Here is a 17,028-nt window from a genome sequence, read left to right on the forward strand (position 1 = left end):
TTCATTGTCGCGACTAAGGCAGCCAGGGTCGTACTAAGGCCTATTCGCACCGAAACGAAGGAGGTGTGGGCTTCACCCTGATTGGAAGTCGCTTCGGTCCTTCGCTCGCGGGTTAAGTGGCCGGTAGTGCAATATGGTCAAGACCCAGTAGAATGAATGTGCTTTTGAGTGTTTTCCAGGCAATACCGCCCCAAATAACGTCCACGAAGTGCGAAAATCCCCAAACTACATTGAAAACCAAAAGAACCGAGAACATCCGTATTGGCATTTCTTGAGTATTTGCTCGTTTTTGTACACCAAAGCTGATCGCAATTAGCAAAGTGAAAACAACAGCGGTTGTATGCCAACTGACCCATCGGCCCCAATCTAGGGCAACAACGTAAAGCGGCAGAAAAAGGAATGCCGACGCAATGTAGGCACGCACAAAAATGCGCCCGCCTATTAGGTAGGATCCGGTGACCAAAATCGAGACTGCAGTCAACGCATACAAAAGCGCAAAGGAAAAGACATTCGATGAAAACAAAACCCAAAAGGTTGCCGTCATGTATTCGCTCAGGGGAATCTCAAGCGCCTTGATTGCGCCTTCACACATTTCCGCCGAAACACCCGCGTTCAGTATGGGCTGACATACGGCCATATAGTCAGTCAACTCTCCAAATGCGAACGCAATTAGCACGGCGATCAGGCAAGCACTGCCGATAATTCCCAACAAGGCGACGAAGTCCAACCGCGAGATCACCAGTTTAGATCGAGCCAGCCAAAAGCAGAACGCAAAGAAGGGCGCAAAGAAAAGGTTTCCCTCGTGGCTAATAGTTGCGAACCCGAAGACGACAGCCGAAAAATAGATCAACAACTTGTTCGGAGTATGTTGACTGGCGGCAAACAGCATCAATGCAAAGGCAAAAAAGGAAATCAATTCCTTCCGCAAACCACCTTGACTGTCCAGTGCCCAAAAACCGATAAAAAAGCCCGGGGACAGGATCAAAAGCCAAAGGGTTGAAGGACTGCATTTTCGCTTAAGCGCAACAGTAATTAGTCCCACGTTTGCAAGCAGCAAGCCGATCTGCACTACGACAACCAATAGCAGGACATCAATCGACAAACCCTGTGCTACCTTAAGCAGCATCGAGCCCATCATCCCCCGGCGGATAGTGATTTCTGTACTGTTGATAAGCCAATCACCCTGTTTCCAGGAATTGCCGCCAAGCAGAAAGTCCTGATAGGCAGTCCAGGCGATGAAGAGTGTGAATCCCCAAATCAAAAGCATCGGAATGGAGTAAATATATCTCTGCAAAGTAATGGCCTGTATCAAAAGTTAACTACGCCTGAGTAAGGGTAAACATCATAAGCCAAGCCCAGTGTGTGAAAAAGAGGACTAGGAATCCAACTCACCTTGGGCATTGGGATCGTTGCGCGTATGAAACCCTTCTTTAATCCGTCTGCATTTACACGCTTCAAAGGTTCAACTTCCGTTTCTGCGTAAAAAAAACAAGACGTCATCCGAAGTCACGTTCGCCGGTTCTAAGGCCGAATACACTGCGCTTTGTCTGAGACAGTCTGCAAGCTGGTCTTGGATTTTAAGTACGATGATGCTGGGACCTTGGCGGTCGATTTGGTTGCAGTACTCATTGTAGTTTTTTGGCAGGTCGTATCCTGCTGGAATCTCTAGATCGACCCACCAGTTCTTACCAACGATAAAATCGGTATTGGCGGCATGTGGAAAACCATGGCGTGGTTCGCGCAACCGCCAATGTTCATACATCAGATTCGGCGCCAGAAAATCGCGTGACCCACTGGGCAGTGTCTCTTGAACCTGCGCGATCTGGTTGGACAGCAGATCGATCTCCTCAGTTGTATCGTCCCGGGATGAAAACCAACGGACATGCTCCAGCGAAATCCGCCATAGTGGCAGCACTATCAAAAAGACCAGTGCCAACTTTAACACTTCGCTTCCCGTTCTGGCTTGCAACGGCCCACGCCACAAGAGTGCGGCGAAGAACCCTGTTCCGATAGCAAAAAATGGTACAAACAGTTGCAGGTAGTGTGACCAAAAATGCTTGTAGAGTATCGTTACCTCGATCAGGCCGGGCAATATTAAGGTTATCACTAAAATATCTGTCCAAAGACCCCTTGTTTGGTCTGATAGTCGCGCCTTTCGACCTTGGACCAAATGTATAACAGCTGCGATCGCAGTGGAGACCGAAGCCAGTGCGAGGAAGGGAAAAACAGGAAGAATGCGATCGGTGAACCAGCTGTGTTGCTCTTTCAAATTGCTCGTCAATGGTTGGAGGATCAGGTCTTGTCGTAGCAACTGCAATCCATCCAGAAAGGCCTGTAAGTTGCCGGTGAGAACGTAGGGCATGACGTTCGTCAGCGCTCCGGCCAAACCGACGGCAGCAATCCAGATTGTAGCGACATAAACGGCCTTTAGCAGACTAAGCCCTGTTGGTACGAGGCGCAAAGTCAACCAGAATGCTGCACAACAGAGACACAGCAAAAAATAGGGGCGTATCCCGATGGCAAGGCTTGCAAGCAGAGCTGAAAAAGCGAAAAGCCAAATAGACGGGTTTTTTCCAAATCGGATGGGCGCAACCGCAGCCAAAAGCAAGGCTATTGCACCAATTGCCGAGGCGCTTGCCAAGGGATTGATGTGGTAAATCCCGCCGGGAAGGAACGCAAAACCCGCTAAGCTTGCGACTGCTGACGTTTGCGCACACATCGTTGTAACCCGATCCGGCAGATCCAGTCCGGAGACAAGAACCTGCCGAGTGACAAACGCTGTCGCAATCGCGCCACCCAGCATTGCAAAGATGGAAAGGATTTGCCACGCCAGAACGCTGTCGAATGCGGCTGGGATTACGAAGAGGAATTGGTTAACTGGCAGCTTGTCATCAAATTCAACCGTCCAATGAAGGTCATTTTCAAGAAGCCGTTGGCCGAAATACATCATATGGTTGATGTCCCAGCTCCAGCGTGTGTCGGACAGGTTAACTGCGTAATCCAGGAGCACTGATAAAATAACGACGACAAGGCAAAGCCTGAAAAGCAGCATGGCGTTCTCCAATGACCGATACTATCGCTAGCTAAAACGAAAAAAAAAGCTAGTGGACATGCGCAAAATTACGGACTCGTGGCAATTTCCCATCAAGGTCAGACCTTCAGGCGAGACCTCATTTCTGATTGGCTGACAGCAGTGATTTGGTAGGCGAAACAACTCGAAAGGGCCAACAGAGCTATTTGTCGGCAACCTTGGGTAGAGCGCAGAGAGCATCGCCTTAAACTGTGGGGATTTCAGCGTGTTCACTCTGTCGAGATTGAACAGAAAGCCCAACTTGAGTCCACAACGCTTTTCCGATTAAATCAAAGATAATCAAACGATTTCAGAGAGAATTCGATGCCAAAGGATATTGCCCGCTCGGACAGCCCGTTTGGCATTGCGATATTAGTCCTAGTTATAGCTTTCGGGGGCGTGCAGCTTTTTTTTTGGACAGATCGCAGTATTTGGATTGATGAAGTTTCTCAACTTCTAAACTTTCCTTTGGACAACCTGGCGCAAGCCTTTGGCCCATTGCCGCAGGCCCAACAAGCCGGCCCGCCCGTTTTCAATCTGTTTTTGCACTCGATTTCACACCTAACAATTCAAACGGCTCGATGGATCGTGATCCTTTCGACGCTTGGCATCATCACTATTGCTATGGCCTTCGCTTTCGACAGGCGCCCTATTCCAATTGCTGCAGGTCTATTTGTGCTATTGTCGCAGCCATCTTTCCTGATCAATGGCTCGATGTTGAAGTTCTACGCATTCGATGCGGCTGGTTTCGCCATATTTGCTGCCTGGATCTACTGCAAAAATCGTGACGCACCCTTTGGTTTACGGGACATGGCGGTTTTGTTCGTTGGGTTGTTTTTGGGTCTATCTACAATTGTCGCAGGGTGTCTGGTGGTAGCTTTTTTTCTGCTCTCACGTCTGAAACGGGGACAGCTAGAGTGGAAGGAGGTCGCTTTGGCCGCGCTCTTCTGCGGTGTTGCCATCGCGTATTACTTGCAAATCGGTTACGCGACAAAAATTCAATTAACCGGATTTCCCGACGCATATGGGGCTCTGGGTTTTGATGCCCTGAAGCGGTTCGGTGAAGCCACCATGCTCTTGTTGCAAACACGAGGGGTATTGATTGTGTTGGTACTTTTGGGAAGTTCTGGTGCCGCACTTATTATTTGTGGTGACACTCGACGTTCAAAACTTGTCAGTTTGTTGCTGTTCATCGCAACTATCGTTTTGGCCTTTTTAGTGTTGGCCGCAATTGGCAAATATCCTGCGGTTAGCTCACGTCATCTTTTTTGGATTTTGGGGGTCGTAGGGGTTCTAGCTGGAGCGGTGGTCGATACGTTGCTCGTGCCACGCGATGACCGACACCGCCGATTAGCGCTGGGCTGCTTGATAGTTCTGGGAATTGCTTTTGCAGCTTCTGGGTTAAGAGTGGCGATGAAGTGGCCGCCGCAATTGGTCGAAGGTTCAAGCGACCAGGTGGTGGAGACGCTTGCCAATTTGCCGCCCTCGGACGTGCTGTATTATTTTGGAACCTTCCGTCTGATTCCGCTAATGATCGAAAGGGGCGCGCCAATTGCTCAGCACCGGTACGCACCTAGTCTTTCGACACAAAGTGGTGCAATCGACCCATCTTACTTCGATTCAGAATGGAACGAAATCGATGGCGATCTGTTCTCAGAAAAGGTGGAGAACATCTTGCAAAACGATCCAATCGGCTGGGCAAAGATGTACATTTTGTTGCGCCAAAGAAGTGATTTCAGGCCGTTGGCACGGTTCGTTCTGGATTCCGGACCGTCGGATGGCAGGACTTTTTACATAGCGTCGATACATGCAAGCTGGCCTGGGTTACCGGGACGGGCTACCGCAGGACTGAGGCAGGTATTGGACGAAAGATCATGTTCTTATAAACCAGTTGCGGTTTTTGACACTCTGCTAAGCCCGGGTTATGTGCTCGAAGTCAATTGCCCACCGTCCGACTGAAAGACGGAAATGCCTTGATCATTACAGCTTCATCTTCTTGAAAATGCTTTCAGGGATGTTGCAGATGATTGTCATGATCAAAAACCAAATTGAGCGGACGTAGATTACATTTCTGCTTTTTTTGACTGCCAACGCTATCTTTTCGGCCACTTCTGCAGGTTGAGCCGTCAGTTTTTTTGGCAGATCGAGATTTTCAGTCATACGTGTCGCAACGAACCCGGGCAAAACGGTGATTACATGCACACCTTTCTTGGCCAGTCGATTGCGCAGTCCTGAAAGGAAGGCAGTGAAGCCGGCTTTGGCCGAGCCATAGAAATAATTTGTGGCGCGGCCACGTTGACCGGCCACCGAACTGATCCCGATAATTACACCTGACCCACGATCTTCGAACCGATTGGCTAGCTCGGACAGAATGCCGACAGGGCCTTCATAGTTTGAACGCATCACAAGGCTGGCGGCTGTCAGGTTACTTTCGCTATCCTCTTGCTCGCCCATATAGCCGATTGCGCAAGCAGCGACCTCTGGAAGTTCTGGCAAACTGTCGAGGAAACCAGCAAATCTGTCGGGGTGCAGCGCGTCGAATTCATGCAGCGTGACTTCTACATTATACCGTGTGGAGATATCGTCGCGATCCGGAGCCATTTTCTGAGCTTCGCGCGCGGCAAGTTGGATGGGGTGTCCAAGGTTGGCGAATTTTTTTGCTACGGCGAGACCAATGTCGGAACGCGCGCCAAGGATGAGTACGGGGCCTTTGCTCATAGTGCGAGCCTTTCGGATTGTGAGGATTGAAAAGCCACCGATGCATTGCTGTTCTGTCGCTGTGCGATGAAAGCGGCCGTGCGCGCGTCGCTTTCCATCAATGTTTGGGCTGACATACGGGCGTCCTTGGCAAGATAGAATCTTCCACCGTGCGCTATCGTGATTTGATCAAGGCGTTCCAGCAGACTGAGGTTCTTGTCGGTGGCGGGAAAATCTAGCGCTAGAGTATAGCCTAGCATTGGAAAAGAAAACGCGCTGATTTGTTCTCCGAAACGCTTAAGAACCGCCAGAAAAGAGCCAGAGCCGGCCTCAGAGATCGCGTCCAGTAAGGCGTTTAAACCCTCTCGGGATGTCTCCAAAGGCAAAACGCATTGGAATTGCAGCAAACCCTTGCGGCCATAGACCCGGTTCCAATTCAATATCGCATCTAACGGATAAAAATAACTATCCCAGTCCACCATGCTGTCGCCGGCTTTACGTAACCCAGAACGGTAGTACAGCGCGTTAAAAGCCTTCACTGCAGGGCCCGACATTGCAAAGCTTGGAAAGTCAAACGGCACTCGTTTCATTCGCCGAGGGCTCATAGCGTAGCGGTCTAGTTTTTGCCTAGCGCTTAACATATCGAGCGAAGCGTGCTCTCCGAGCATCACCAATGATCGACCGCGGTTCGCGCCGCGCTTCAGGCAGTCAATCCAGGCAACCGAGTAAAGACTTTGGTCATTGGCCTCAAATACTTCCATCGCCTCAGCAAGATTGCTCGCGGGGATCATTTTCTGCTGGATCCAGCCTGTCTCGACCCGCTGTAACCGGATCGCGGCCCGAAGTATTATCCCAGTCAGCCCCATGGCCCCTGGTATACTGTTGAAAAGCTCCTGATTTTCGTCGCGCGAGGCACGGTGCACTTGGCCCGAAGCGTCCATCACATCGACCCATTCCAGTGACTTGGCCATTGAACCGTCACGGTGGTGGTTCTTCCCGTGCACGTCGGCGGCGATCATTCCGCCAAGTGTCACGTATTTTGTCCCGGGCGTCACAAGAGGAAACCATCCACGCGGCAGGAAGGACGAGATTACGTCGGCCAGCAGAACGCCAGCTTCTGCCACAAGGGTTCCAGTTTCATTGTCAAACGAAATCATGCGGTTGAAGTGCCGCATGTCAACTGTACCGCGCCGGCTGATCGCACTGTCGCCATAGGAACGTCCGTTGCCCCGTGCGATGACACCCCCGTAACGCAACGCAGAAGCTAGCTCGACATCGGACCGCGGGGCCTTGACTATCGGTGCATAAACGACTGGAAATCGACCCCACCCACTTAGCATCATGTCGCACGTCCCAGCGAAAGGGTTGAATCGGTGAACACGAACCGCCGATCCAGATTGTACTTGACCACATAGCCTATGGTTAGACCAACAATAGCCCCAATCTCGCGAGCCAAATCGGTCCCCCATATTAGCCAGCAAGCGGTTTCAGTACCCCAGAAGATTGCAGTCGTAGCCAACCCCATAATCGTATAGAGCGTGAACTTTTTCCTGTGCTCAACCACTCCGGAGGACAAGTCGTAAAAAATCCAACGTTTGTCCAATAGGTATTTGATGACCAAACCCACGAGGGTTCCAGCGCATAGTGCGACAACAAAATGGGTTAGGCTTTCACCCCACATCAAGAAAACCCGTTGCGTAGCAAGGTTCCCGGCGGTCGCGATGATCGCGAATGTTCCATACCGAAGTATCAAACTCCCCAAGGTCATAACAAGGCACCCCAAACAGCACAAAACAGTATGGCGAGAAAACACAACTGGCTGGTTCTGTCTTTAGCGGCAAAGACGACGGGGTCATCATGCATATGCCCGCGGTGGGTGATCATGGTGACACGAGTCAACCAATACAGAAGAATCAAACACACCACCCAAAGCGCAGTAGGAGAGCGATACAATTCCATCACGTTGGGAGAGTTGATGTAAAGTGCCATAACCAGAACTGAAACATATCCGGAAGAGATAGCCACCTGGCTGATTAGCGGCAGGTCGTCGACTTGATAACCCCGTCCTGTGGCCTCCATTGCGCCACGCTTGGCGGTATCGATCAGTTCGGCTTGGCGTTTTACTGATGCAAGTGAAAGAAAGAAAAACACCGAGAATGCCAAAAGCCACACAGATAGAGGAATCTGGGTAGCATACCCCCCGGCAACGATTCTGGTAGTGTAGAGACCAGCCAACGTAATGATATCGATTACAATGCGGCGCTTTATGTTTAGCGAATAGGCAGTGGTTGCGACGTAATAGAAGGTCATGGCGCCCAGAAAAGCCCAATTGACGCTGGCCGCGATAATAGCGCCTGTGGCAAGCATTCCGAAGGCCATCCAAGTCCCATGCGCGATTGGGATCGCGCCTGATGCAAATGGGCGCTTGCACTTGCGCGGATGTGCGCGATCAGCTGCTAAGTCCAGAAGATCGTTCATGACATACGCACTGGACGCGACCATGGAAAATGAGATGAACGCCAGCAACGACGCCCAAAATGTCCCCCAATCATACTGGTGAGCGGCTAGCATCGGAAGGAAAACAAGAATGTTCTTTAACCACTGATGGGGCCGAATAGCTTTTATATAAGGCTTTAAGGAAGTGACCTGAGTGCTCAAATGGTCAACCTCTGGGCTAAGATCGTCCACCGTACTGCGCAACTTTGAAGGTGCGTTGACGGTGATTGCACGGTTAGCTTGCGACCAAACCGGAATGTCAGCCTGGGCGTCCCCCATATATGCGAAGCCGTCTTCATAGTGGTTTTTCAGAAAGGTGGCCTTCGCCGGGCCTTTGAGGTTTCTCACACCGTCTGACCCATAGACCTCGTCAAAAATACCAAGATGGTCGAAAATGTCCTTGGCTATTGTCTCGTCGCTGGCTGTTACCAGAGCCGTCTGGCCGCCTTTTCGCCGCCAGTCTTCGACATAGGCGATAACCTCCGGATCATAGGGGAGCGTTTCGACGTCTACAGGACCCGCTTCGGCGAGCTCGTGCTTCAGTCTGGCCTTGCTGTGCGACAATGCGCTAGCCGACTTAAAGAGTGTTTGCCAGTTTTTTCCCAACGCGCTCCAAAAAGTTTCGAAGAGTATGTCGGATCGCAAAAGCGTTCCGTCTAGGTCAACCACCAGAACTGGTTTACGTGCTTCACTCGTCATGCGAACTAACGGCCAAGGCCCCTCAAATGTTTTTTAGATAACTAGAGTCTAATTGACTCCGATATGCATATAATACGGCGGATGTATGTCTGGCGAGGAGCTATTTCACAGACAGGTCAAAGGTATGGCTCTATGGCCGCAAAAGGTCATTTCATCACCTAATTTTAAGGCAAACATCGGTTCTGATTGTTTCGATTTTGGCGATAGTGACCGCATTGATGGTGAATTTAGAGGCGAGCATTCAGTAAACGCTTGATCCAGGATGTACTTTGAAAAAGAGCGCTATATTCTCTCTGACAGACAACCAACCGACATGGAGTTTAAGCAGTGCGATTTTTGAGTGCAGCCCTTGTTTCTTTGATGGCCTTTTCTTCTTTACCCACTGATGCAAACGGCGAAGTACAGCAAAGGCGCGCCACGGGTGCATACATGAACAGCCTGTATGATCGTATCCCTCCCATGATGAAACTGCTGACCGAGGCAAACGGCGAGCAGTTTTTTGCGGCACAGGGCAGTTATGGCGTTCAGCCCCCTGCAGCGCCAAACTGGGATCAAAACTGGATACGGTTTGGTGTTCCATCCACCGGGGCTGGAAATTCGTGGCCTGCCGTAGATCGGGCAAATGTCACGGATATCTTTATGGTGACAGATAACTTTTCCGGGCCACCTGCTTACACGTCACAAGGTCCTGACCCCGATCCGAGTGTTGGTGGCCCTATTCCCTGGGGAGTTGCGGAAGGGCAGTCTACCGTTTGGGCAGGGATGTTTACTGTTGTCGTATCCTCTCACGAAGAAAACACGTCTGGTCAGCCGAATTACTGGATCTACGAGGGTTGGTCGGATGGGGGCAAACTGTTTGATGAGGCAACAGGTGCAGGATCTTCGCGCGATTTTGCCGCTTGGCGTGAAAGAACTACGACCCAATTCAACTATACGGGGTGGTTCGACAACTTGGTTAAGCGGGTGAGGGAAAACGTTCCTGATGCGGCATCACGTATCAAACTCATTCCTGTCGCGCGTACAATGGTATCCGTGATGGAAAACACGCCTGCGTCAGCGCTTTCAGCCGATGACTGGTTCGCAGACGATGCCCCTCATGGGCATGACACTTTGCATCTGCTGGCAGCGATGATCGTGTATTCGACTATCTTTGAAGAAACGGCCCCTAGGCCTGATGTTTCCGGCTTGGACGTCAACGGGGTATTCATGGACAACTATGACGAAATCGCATCTCATGTTTTTGAAGTTGTCACTCCCTACATAGGATCCTGAGGACGATATCGAACGAATCTGACCACATTCCCAACCCCAGTTTGTGGGTTGCTTTACTGTGGGCTGGGTTCTCTGATCGTAGTAAAACGCAGCCTAGTGAATTTGCAGCGTGTACTGGTTCACGTACCAGATCACTAGGGCTGAATGCTGTCTGGCGCCAGTTTTAGAAACGATAGGATGGTTGCCAAAAAACCTTCCTGTCTGCGAACGGCCTATTCGACCGTTCCCTTCAAAAGGTTATTTCAGTTACGGGGTTTAAAATGGATACATATTGCCCTGCTGAAGGCTAACCCGGTGAACAAAAAGATAACGTGCGAATAGCGAAAGTCCGGTGTCGGCGCCAACAAAAACAAACCGAACAAATGTGCAGGAACGGCAAGTAAAAGGGCTATCTCCACCCCATGGCCAGCTGGTTTGAACAACAAAATGACGAGCAAGGTCATCGCTGCTGCCAGACATAGCCAAGGTTTGTACGGAGGGTAGTAGGCCAGCTTGTTAAAGAGCATAGACAGCTCTTTTTGCAGCAATGTCTGTTCCGAAAAAGGTGGTACAATCTGCTGCATTTCTTCGGAATAATTTGCGGGATCAAACAAGACCGGTTGCCAAAGTGTTTTTCGGAACGCCAACACCCAATCAAATGCAGCGAGGCGATGGCTTAGATAGGCCTTCGGTTCGGTAGTGATGGCATGGCGCCAAGAGGCAAGTATCTCGGATTGTTGTTCCTGGTCCAAAGCACCAAAAGTATCAGTCGGGACATGAGTGTCTTGAGATTGATTCAATGCGTTTAGTCCGGGTTGATCCCCGTAAAAAACATCTTGCCAATCACGCGGGGAATAACTTTCACTCAGGTCCTGAGGCGTAAGACCTTCGGTGAGCGGAGTTGGTAATTTAGAGTGCAAACGGGCTCGCCTTTCTCCTTCTGGCAGAAAGGCGATTGTGCCGCTTACATCAAAAAGGGCAACTGACAACATTGGGTTTTCCGAGCGATCGGCAATTTGGCCATTAATAATCATCGACCCAAGCGCAATGCCCAGGGCCAGCCCGGCACCTAGGCATATAGAGCCTGTAAACCCCACGACACGGCGCGGACGGATAATGCAGATCGCTAGAAGCGACAACAGAGGTGTCAAGCAGAAGACTGCATTCACACGGGCTAGAAGGGCCACCAAAGCGGTCACCAAAATAAGTGCCACCATTGGTCCTTGAGGTAAACGGCTCGAATAAACACCCGCTAGGGCACCGCTCAGCAAAGTGAGCATGCCTGCCATTAGAATGTCTTTCCAGATTGCTCCATTGATACCCAATATTGGCGGGTAAAACATTAGCAAAAAAAGTAAGACTGCCCCAAGCCTTGGGGCAAATGGAACCAAAGCTGCGTACCAAAACAGTATCAACCCGCCCCACAGCAAAGTGGTTTGCAGGACGAGCATGCCGACAGATCCAGAAAAAAACTGACCCATTACTCCGAAAAGCAAAGTCATGAAAGGCGAGTGCCAATCTCCGATTTCCCCACTGCGGGCCTCAAGCAACTGGACAACTGAGTCCACACTCATAAAACCAGGAAATAAGATGCCCAAGTAAAGAGCCCAACCGAACACAAACAAGGCTACAGGGAATGCAAATGCCGAACGTGACATAACGCGGCCTCAGCTGGTCAGGAAAACAATGCGCCGAGCGCCAAGATAGTTGACCACAAGCCCGGCTGCCGAGCCGACGGAAAGCGCAAAAATCGCGTTGACGACTGTTTTTTCGATAAACAGCAAAACCAACAGGTAAGTCATTAAGTTTACAATCGCTCCTAGGATTTGAATCGTAAAGTAGCGCATGATTTGCCGACCGGTTCTGGTACGGTTCGCCGTTCTAAAGGTCCAAATGCGGTTTAGCCACCACGTGACGAAGACAGCGACCGGGAAAGAGAGTATCCGGGCGACATAGTGAGAAACACCGTTTTCCAGCAACAAAGCAAGCACAGTGGCATCAGTAATGAACCCGATTGTGCCGACGACACAGAACCGCAAGAAACTAGTATAACGCGGCATCCACCAGTCACTCGCAGCGATTTCTGATCGGTACCGAAAGGTAGTGTAGCCGCTTCATTTCACGCCGCCCAAGCGTAACGGTGTCTAGGATCAAGCCAGCAAAGAACGACAGGACGGAAATAATGGCGATGGTTGCGGCCAGAATTGCCGTGGGAAAACGTGGCACAAGCCCGGTGTCGATAAACTCGGCGATAATCGGGTATCCAAGCGCCAAGGACAGTACCAGCAGGGAGGCGGCGATTGCCGAAAAAAAAGGCATCGGGCGCTCTTCCTTTATTAAAGTGAGGATAAGCCGCAAGATGCGGAAGCCGTCTCGAAAGGTGCTGAGTTTGCTTTCGGATCCGGGTAACCGGTCGATATAAGCCGTTTCCTCATCCGCGATAGGCATGCGCAACTCTAGGGCGTGCACTGTAAGTTCGGTTTCGATCTCAAAACCTCGCGACAACGCTGGGAAGCTTTTAACAAACCGGCGCGAAAAAACTCGATACCCGGAAAGCATGTCGCGCGTGCGGTCTCCGAAAATCCATCGCACCAAACCGGTCAATGCCCAATTGCCAAACTTATGCCCGGGCCGGTAGGCTTCCTCAATATTCGTAACACGACATCCAGTTACCATATCGAGGTTCTGCGTTAGCAGCATGTTTACCAGACGCGGAGCCGCGGCTGCTTCGTAGGTGTTGTCGCCATCTACCAGCACATAGCAATCGGCATCAACATCGGCGAACATTCGCCTCATGACATGTCCTTTGCCCTGTTGGGTTTCGCTGCGCACCACAGCACCGGCTTCTGTGGCCACCTCAACAGTGCTATCGTTCGAGTTGTTGTCGTAAACATACACCGTTGCGTTCGGGAGAGCGGCTTTGAAATCGCGTATGACGATACCGATTGAAGCTTCTTCGTTGTAGCATGGTACAAGGACGGCAACGCTGGTCAGCGATGGTTCAGTTTCCGTTGCATTCAGCTTTGGGACATCAAGGTGAACCATAATATCAACTCTAGCGAGCGTTAAATTTCGGTGCTCAGAATAGTCGGCAATTTCTTCCAAGTTAAGAAGACAAACCCAAAAAGTGGGATCTCTTTAGGTGTGCGCAACAAAAATGTCGCTCTGTGCCAATTATTGCAGCTAAGAAGATTCGCCTATATGTGCCTTCAGATACCGAAAGTTTTTCTTACGTCCGGCTCAATTGTGGCAGCAGGGTTAGGTTCGTGGCAGGTTCAACACTCTTTGCTTTGGTCTGCTTGCCCAAAAAGAGGACGCGAGGGTTTTAGAGGAAAAAGCAAACGTTCCTTCTTTCACCTGTGTAGCTAGGCCATTATTGGATGCTCAAGATACGGGTTTATTGACCAAAAAATGAACAACTTAGTTGTGCCGCCAAGCTTCTGCAGCTTTGGCAAAGTGCGCCGTGCGCCGCGCAAAAGTCTCTTCGAAACAGTGGCTTCGCATGAAATCTCGACCTCGGCGAGCAGCTTGGGTCAATACTTCACGGTTCTGATCAAGTTTAGCAATTTGGTCTGCCAGCTTCTCTGCATCGCCCAAAGGTGTCAAGAAACCGCTACGGGAATGCGCTACAATTCCCTCAAATGCTTCGTTAGCAAAGCCGACTATTGGTAAGCCGCACGACATCACTTCTGAGTAGGTGCTCGACGGGTCACCTTGTGGGTGACAACTGACGAATAAGTCCGGCGCATTTTTCAGTAGTGGAACCCATTCTGACAAGAAATTGACGGGTGGGTGAACCTTTACCCGATCTTCAAGTTTAAGTTTTCGGATCGCATCAACCAGTTGACCTCGCTCCTGCCCGGATCCGTAGATATCAAATTGAAAGTCGACACACTTTTTGGTAAGCGCTTGTGCAACGAGGGGAAGAAAGCGCGTCCCTTTCATTGGGACAAAACGACCGCCGAACAAAAGACGAAGGCGTTCGCCTTTTTTCGATCTGGCCGCCCTTCTTTCCAGGTCCTGGTCGCTCGCCACATCGGCCTTTCTGACGCGATTGTCAAAAAATAGGAACGCGTCAGGGCGCTCAGGTTTGTACGCTTCGAAGACAGGCACACCATTGCACTGCAGTCCGGCCAGCGAGCCAAGCAAGGCTCTGCGTGTTCGCTCCGCGTTCCGAATCCAGACTTTCCTGCGCAACTTAACGAGTTGGTTGACCGGCGACGCATCGATGATCTGAAATTCAGTTTTTAGGGTGTATTCGCACACGTGAATGACCGGAATTCCGCGTTTAGAACACTGCCGCGTCATCTCCGCCTGACTGGGATCAAGAAATCCGACTACGGCCCCCGCGTTTTGAAGGCGAGGGATCAAGGTATCAAGTGTTTTTGGACGTTCCTCAATCCGGTATTGCGTATCGCAATTTGTCATCACCTCAACATGGTCCATATCTGTTGAGGGAGTCTGAGAAACTTCGGCAAGCGTGGTTACGGGGCCATCCCAGTGTTTGGCATATTCAACCGCGCCATCCAGATACTTTTGCGTTAGAACCAATCCGCCGTTGGGTCCTCTATGAGCCTTCAACACCGGTATTAGAATAAGTTCATTAGACAGGCCGCGCTCGATCAAAAAATTTTCCAAAGGATTGTAGAAGTCATGACGGCGTGCAACGTAGCCCTGATCCGGAAGTTCGCCAACCTGAAATTCAGTGGGCTTATCCAATTATTCTAGTTTTCTTGTGCAGGTATGGCGAACTCGATTGCTCTGACCAAGCACGGATCGAATAACCTTAGCCCACATTCTGAGCGCCACACATGCGAAGCGTGGCAGGTTTGGGTCCCTGTAAACCAGTACTTTCCGCGGGCGGCCAAATGACTCAGAGGTCTTTGTGTTGCCAGCCAAAATGGGCGTTCGAAGAGTTACTAAGTTTTTTGAATAGCGAACTGACACATTGCTGAAGGAGGACACACAGGACTGCGTAAATCAGTCTGTCAAAGTTGGTCCTGCGGCTTCTGAACTTGGGTGCTGTTTAAGGCACAATTTTTAGAATGCGACCTGAGGATACTCCACATCAACGCGTTGGACCCAAAACTATCTCTATGATCCTGTCCTGAACAACCGATGGGAGGTCAGGATAAATCGGCAGGCAGACAATGCTATTCGCAACTCTCCGGGCTTCCGGAAGATTCGACGGCTCAGCTGAAGAATGATGTTGAAAAGAAGGTAAATCGGAAACCAAAGGAAAAAAGTAGCGCCGAGGAAAAATCCCTTCCGCCTCCATTGTCGCGCAAAGTTCGTCGCGGGACAGCGGGTAAGTTGTATCAAGAAGTATAGGAAACATGTAGTAGTTATACCGCACGTCCGGCGACGGCTGAACCAGATGTACTCCCTGTGTGCCACTAAGCCGAGCAGAATATTTATTTGCAATCATCATCCGTTGATTGATGATTCCATCCACATAAGGCAGTTGCGCCAAGCCAACTGCGGCGTGGAGTTCGCTCATCTTGCCGTTTAAACCAATCTCTGGCACTGAGGTTTCATGTTCTATACCGTGATTGATCAAGCGCTCCACGGCTGCCTTTGACTGTTCGTCGTGCGTGATGACGGCGCCGCCTTCGAAGGTATTGAATACTTTCGTGGCATGAAAGCTAACAACCGAGCAAGTTCCTAGATTTGTTAAACTCTGACCATTCGACTTCACTCCAAATGCGTGCGCAGCGTCATAGATCAGCGGAATACCTCGGCGGTTGGCAATCTCTTCAAGTGCGGTATGGTCGCAGGGATTCCCGAAGCTGTGTACAGGCATAATTGCTGCGGTGTCAGGGGTTAGATGCCTCTCCACTTGTTCTGGATCAAGGTTAAGGCTTACCGGATCAATGTCCGCAAAAACCGGTTCTGCGCCCGCAAATACAATCGAGTTTGCCGTTGCGACAAAAGAAAAAGGAGACGTGATAACCTGGCCTTTTACCTTAAGGCTGCGCAAAGCCGCGATACAACCGCTGGTACAGTTCGAAACAAGACTTAGATGCGCGACACCCAGATAATCTTGTAGCGCCACTGTGAGTTCTTGCGCCAATGGGCCGCCGTTTGTGAGAACACGCGAGGACCATATCCGCTCAAGGTAGGGCAGGACATCACCTAATTCCGGAAGGCCGGGCCGAGTGACAAAAGTCGGACGACGATTTTCCAAATCAAGCATTCCTCAAACACAAAAATTGACAACTTATGGGTTGGCGATTCTTGTCATGTTTATACGCAATTTAGTCACTAGTATGTCGAGAACTTCACCACTCGCGCTTCAATCGGCTACACAAATGAAAAATGCATGTAAATTATGAAAGTGTACGTTTTCCCCTAGCTTTAGCGAAGCATTTTCGGTCTTGTTGACGATCCGAAGCGATGGGTTCGGAGATGAAAGCGGCTTAGTCCGTCATGATTTGGGTAACAACGCTATTCTGCTGAACAAAGCTGAAGGAACCGCCTGCGCCGTTTTATGGAAACCCCAAAAAAATGCTGGGTAAACCGTAATTCCGCTGAGTGGCCAAGATGGATATATGTTCTGGTAGGGTTCAATAGCATTCTGAGAGCGGCCGTTCTGAAACCCAGATTGGTCCGATGATTTCGACCAAAGATGCGTCTTGCGTTATGACATTCTGGTCTTGTTGCACAGATTTGAGCGGGTTGAGTTGTTTTAGCAATCGCTTGTGAATCAGGTGGCGGGCTCAGCGAACTGTTGAATTGGGCAGAGTCCGGGCATGATTTGACCCTTGCCGATCATATGCGACACTTCGATTCCGACGAGCGTTGCCGCTGCTGAA

At 50.4% G+C, this 17,028-nt stretch carries 13 protein-coding genes; 2 read left to right on the forward strand and 11 right to left on the reverse strand.

Annotation, left to right across the window (positions count from 1 at the left end; genetic code table 11):
- Window positions 1–112 precede the first annotated feature (112 nt).
- Both ACR0C3_RS21450 and ACR0C3_RS21455 read right to left on the reverse strand, forming a co-directional pair.
- Window positions 113–1,294, reverse strand: a complete 1,182-nt coding sequence (locus tag ACR0C3_RS21450) for a hypothetical protein (RefSeq protein ID WP_480760445.1) — start codon at window positions 1,292–1,294, stop codon at window positions 113–115.
- Window positions 1,295–1,462: 168 nt separating this feature from the next.
- Window positions 1,463–3,052 (reverse strand): hypothetical protein, encoded by a 1,590-nt coding sequence (locus ACR0C3_RS21455; RefSeq protein ID WP_480760446.1) that lies wholly within the window; start codon window positions 3,050–3,052, stop codon window positions 1,463–1,465.
- A gap of 342 nt (window positions 3,053–3,394) precedes the next feature.
- Here ACR0C3_RS21455 and ACR0C3_RS21460 point away from each other — a divergent pair, with 342 nt between their 5' ends.
- Window positions 3,395–5,029 carry a hypothetical protein gene (locus tag ACR0C3_RS21460; protein WP_480760448.1) on the forward strand — a complete coding sequence of 545 codons (1,635 nt, stop codon included), beginning with the start codon at window positions 3,395–3,397 and terminating at the stop codon, window positions 5,027–5,029.
- A gap of 21 nt (window positions 5,030–5,050) precedes the next feature.
- On the opposite strand, the gene ACR0C3_RS21465 is transcribed toward ACR0C3_RS21460, so the two are convergent.
- The 4 genes from ACR0C3_RS21465 to ACR0C3_RS21480 are packed head-to-tail and all read right to left on the reverse strand — an operon-like array spanning window position 5,051 to window position 8,962.
- A complete protein-coding gene (locus ACR0C3_RS21465; protein WP_480760449.1) occupies window positions 5,051–5,788 on the reverse strand; it encodes an SDR family oxidoreductase in 738 nt (245 codons plus the stop codon).
- Entirely contained in the window at window positions 5,785–7,110 is a 1,326-nt protein-coding gene (locus ACR0C3_RS21470; RefSeq protein ID WP_480760450.1) for an FAD-binding oxidoreductase, read from the reverse strand. The genes ACR0C3_RS21465 and ACR0C3_RS21470 overlap by 4 nt, the downstream gene beginning before the upstream one ends.
- Window positions 7,107–7,535, reverse strand: a complete 429-nt coding sequence (locus tag ACR0C3_RS21475; protein ID WP_170380976.1) for a GtrA family protein — start codon at window positions 7,533–7,535, stop codon at window positions 7,107–7,109. The genes ACR0C3_RS21470 and ACR0C3_RS21475 overlap by 4 nt, the downstream gene beginning before the upstream one ends.
- Window positions 7,532–8,962 carry a UbiA family prenyltransferase gene (locus tag ACR0C3_RS21480; protein WP_480760452.1) on the reverse strand — a complete coding sequence of 477 codons (1,431 nt, stop codon included), beginning with the start codon at window positions 8,960–8,962 and terminating at the stop codon, window positions 7,532–7,534. The genes ACR0C3_RS21475 and ACR0C3_RS21480 overlap by 4 nt, the downstream gene beginning before the upstream one ends.
- Before the next feature lie 336 nt (window positions 8,963–9,298).
- Here ACR0C3_RS21480 and ACR0C3_RS21485 point away from each other — a divergent pair, with 336 nt between their 5' ends.
- Window positions 9,299–10,234, forward strand: a complete 936-nt coding sequence (locus ACR0C3_RS21485; protein ID WP_480760454.1) for a hypothetical protein — start codon at window positions 9,299–9,301, stop codon at window positions 10,232–10,234.
- A gap of 242 nt (window positions 10,235–10,476) precedes the next feature.
- Here ACR0C3_RS21485 and ACR0C3_RS21490 read toward each other — a convergent pair whose 3' ends face one another.
- From ACR0C3_RS21490 to ACR0C3_RS21510, 5 genes are all read right to left on the reverse strand, one after another.
- Complete coding sequence (locus ACR0C3_RS21490) at window positions 10,477–11,871, reverse strand: hypothetical protein (protein ID WP_480760455.1); 1,395 nt, start codon at window positions 11,869–11,871, stop codon at window positions 10,477–10,479.
- 9 nt (window positions 11,872–11,880) lie between these two features.
- Window positions 11,881–12,273: a GtrA family protein gene (locus ACR0C3_RS21495; protein ID WP_480760457.1), complete on the reverse strand. Its 393-nt coding sequence runs from the start codon at window positions 12,271–12,273 to the stop codon at window positions 11,881–11,883.
- Window positions 12,274–12,280: 7 nt separating this feature from the next.
- Window positions 12,281–13,318, reverse strand: coding sequence for a glycosyltransferase family 2 protein (locus tag ACR0C3_RS21500; RefSeq protein WP_480760459.1), 1,038 nt, complete (start codon window positions 13,316–13,318; stop codon window positions 12,281–12,283).
- A gap of 315 nt (window positions 13,319–13,633) precedes the next feature.
- On the reverse strand, window positions 13,634–14,932 hold the full coding sequence (locus tag ACR0C3_RS21505; protein ID WP_480760460.1) for a glycosyltransferase: 1,299 nt from the start codon (window positions 14,930–14,932) through the stop codon (window positions 13,634–13,636).
- 349 nt (window positions 14,933–15,281) lie between these two features.
- Window positions 15,282–16,409, reverse strand: coding sequence for a DegT/DnrJ/EryC1/StrS family aminotransferase (locus ACR0C3_RS21510; protein ID WP_480760462.1), 1,128 nt, complete (start codon window positions 16,407–16,409; stop codon window positions 15,282–15,284).
- Window positions 16,410–17,028 lie beyond the last annotated feature (619 nt).

This window comes from Ruegeria sp. CK3, from assembly GCF_056536565.1.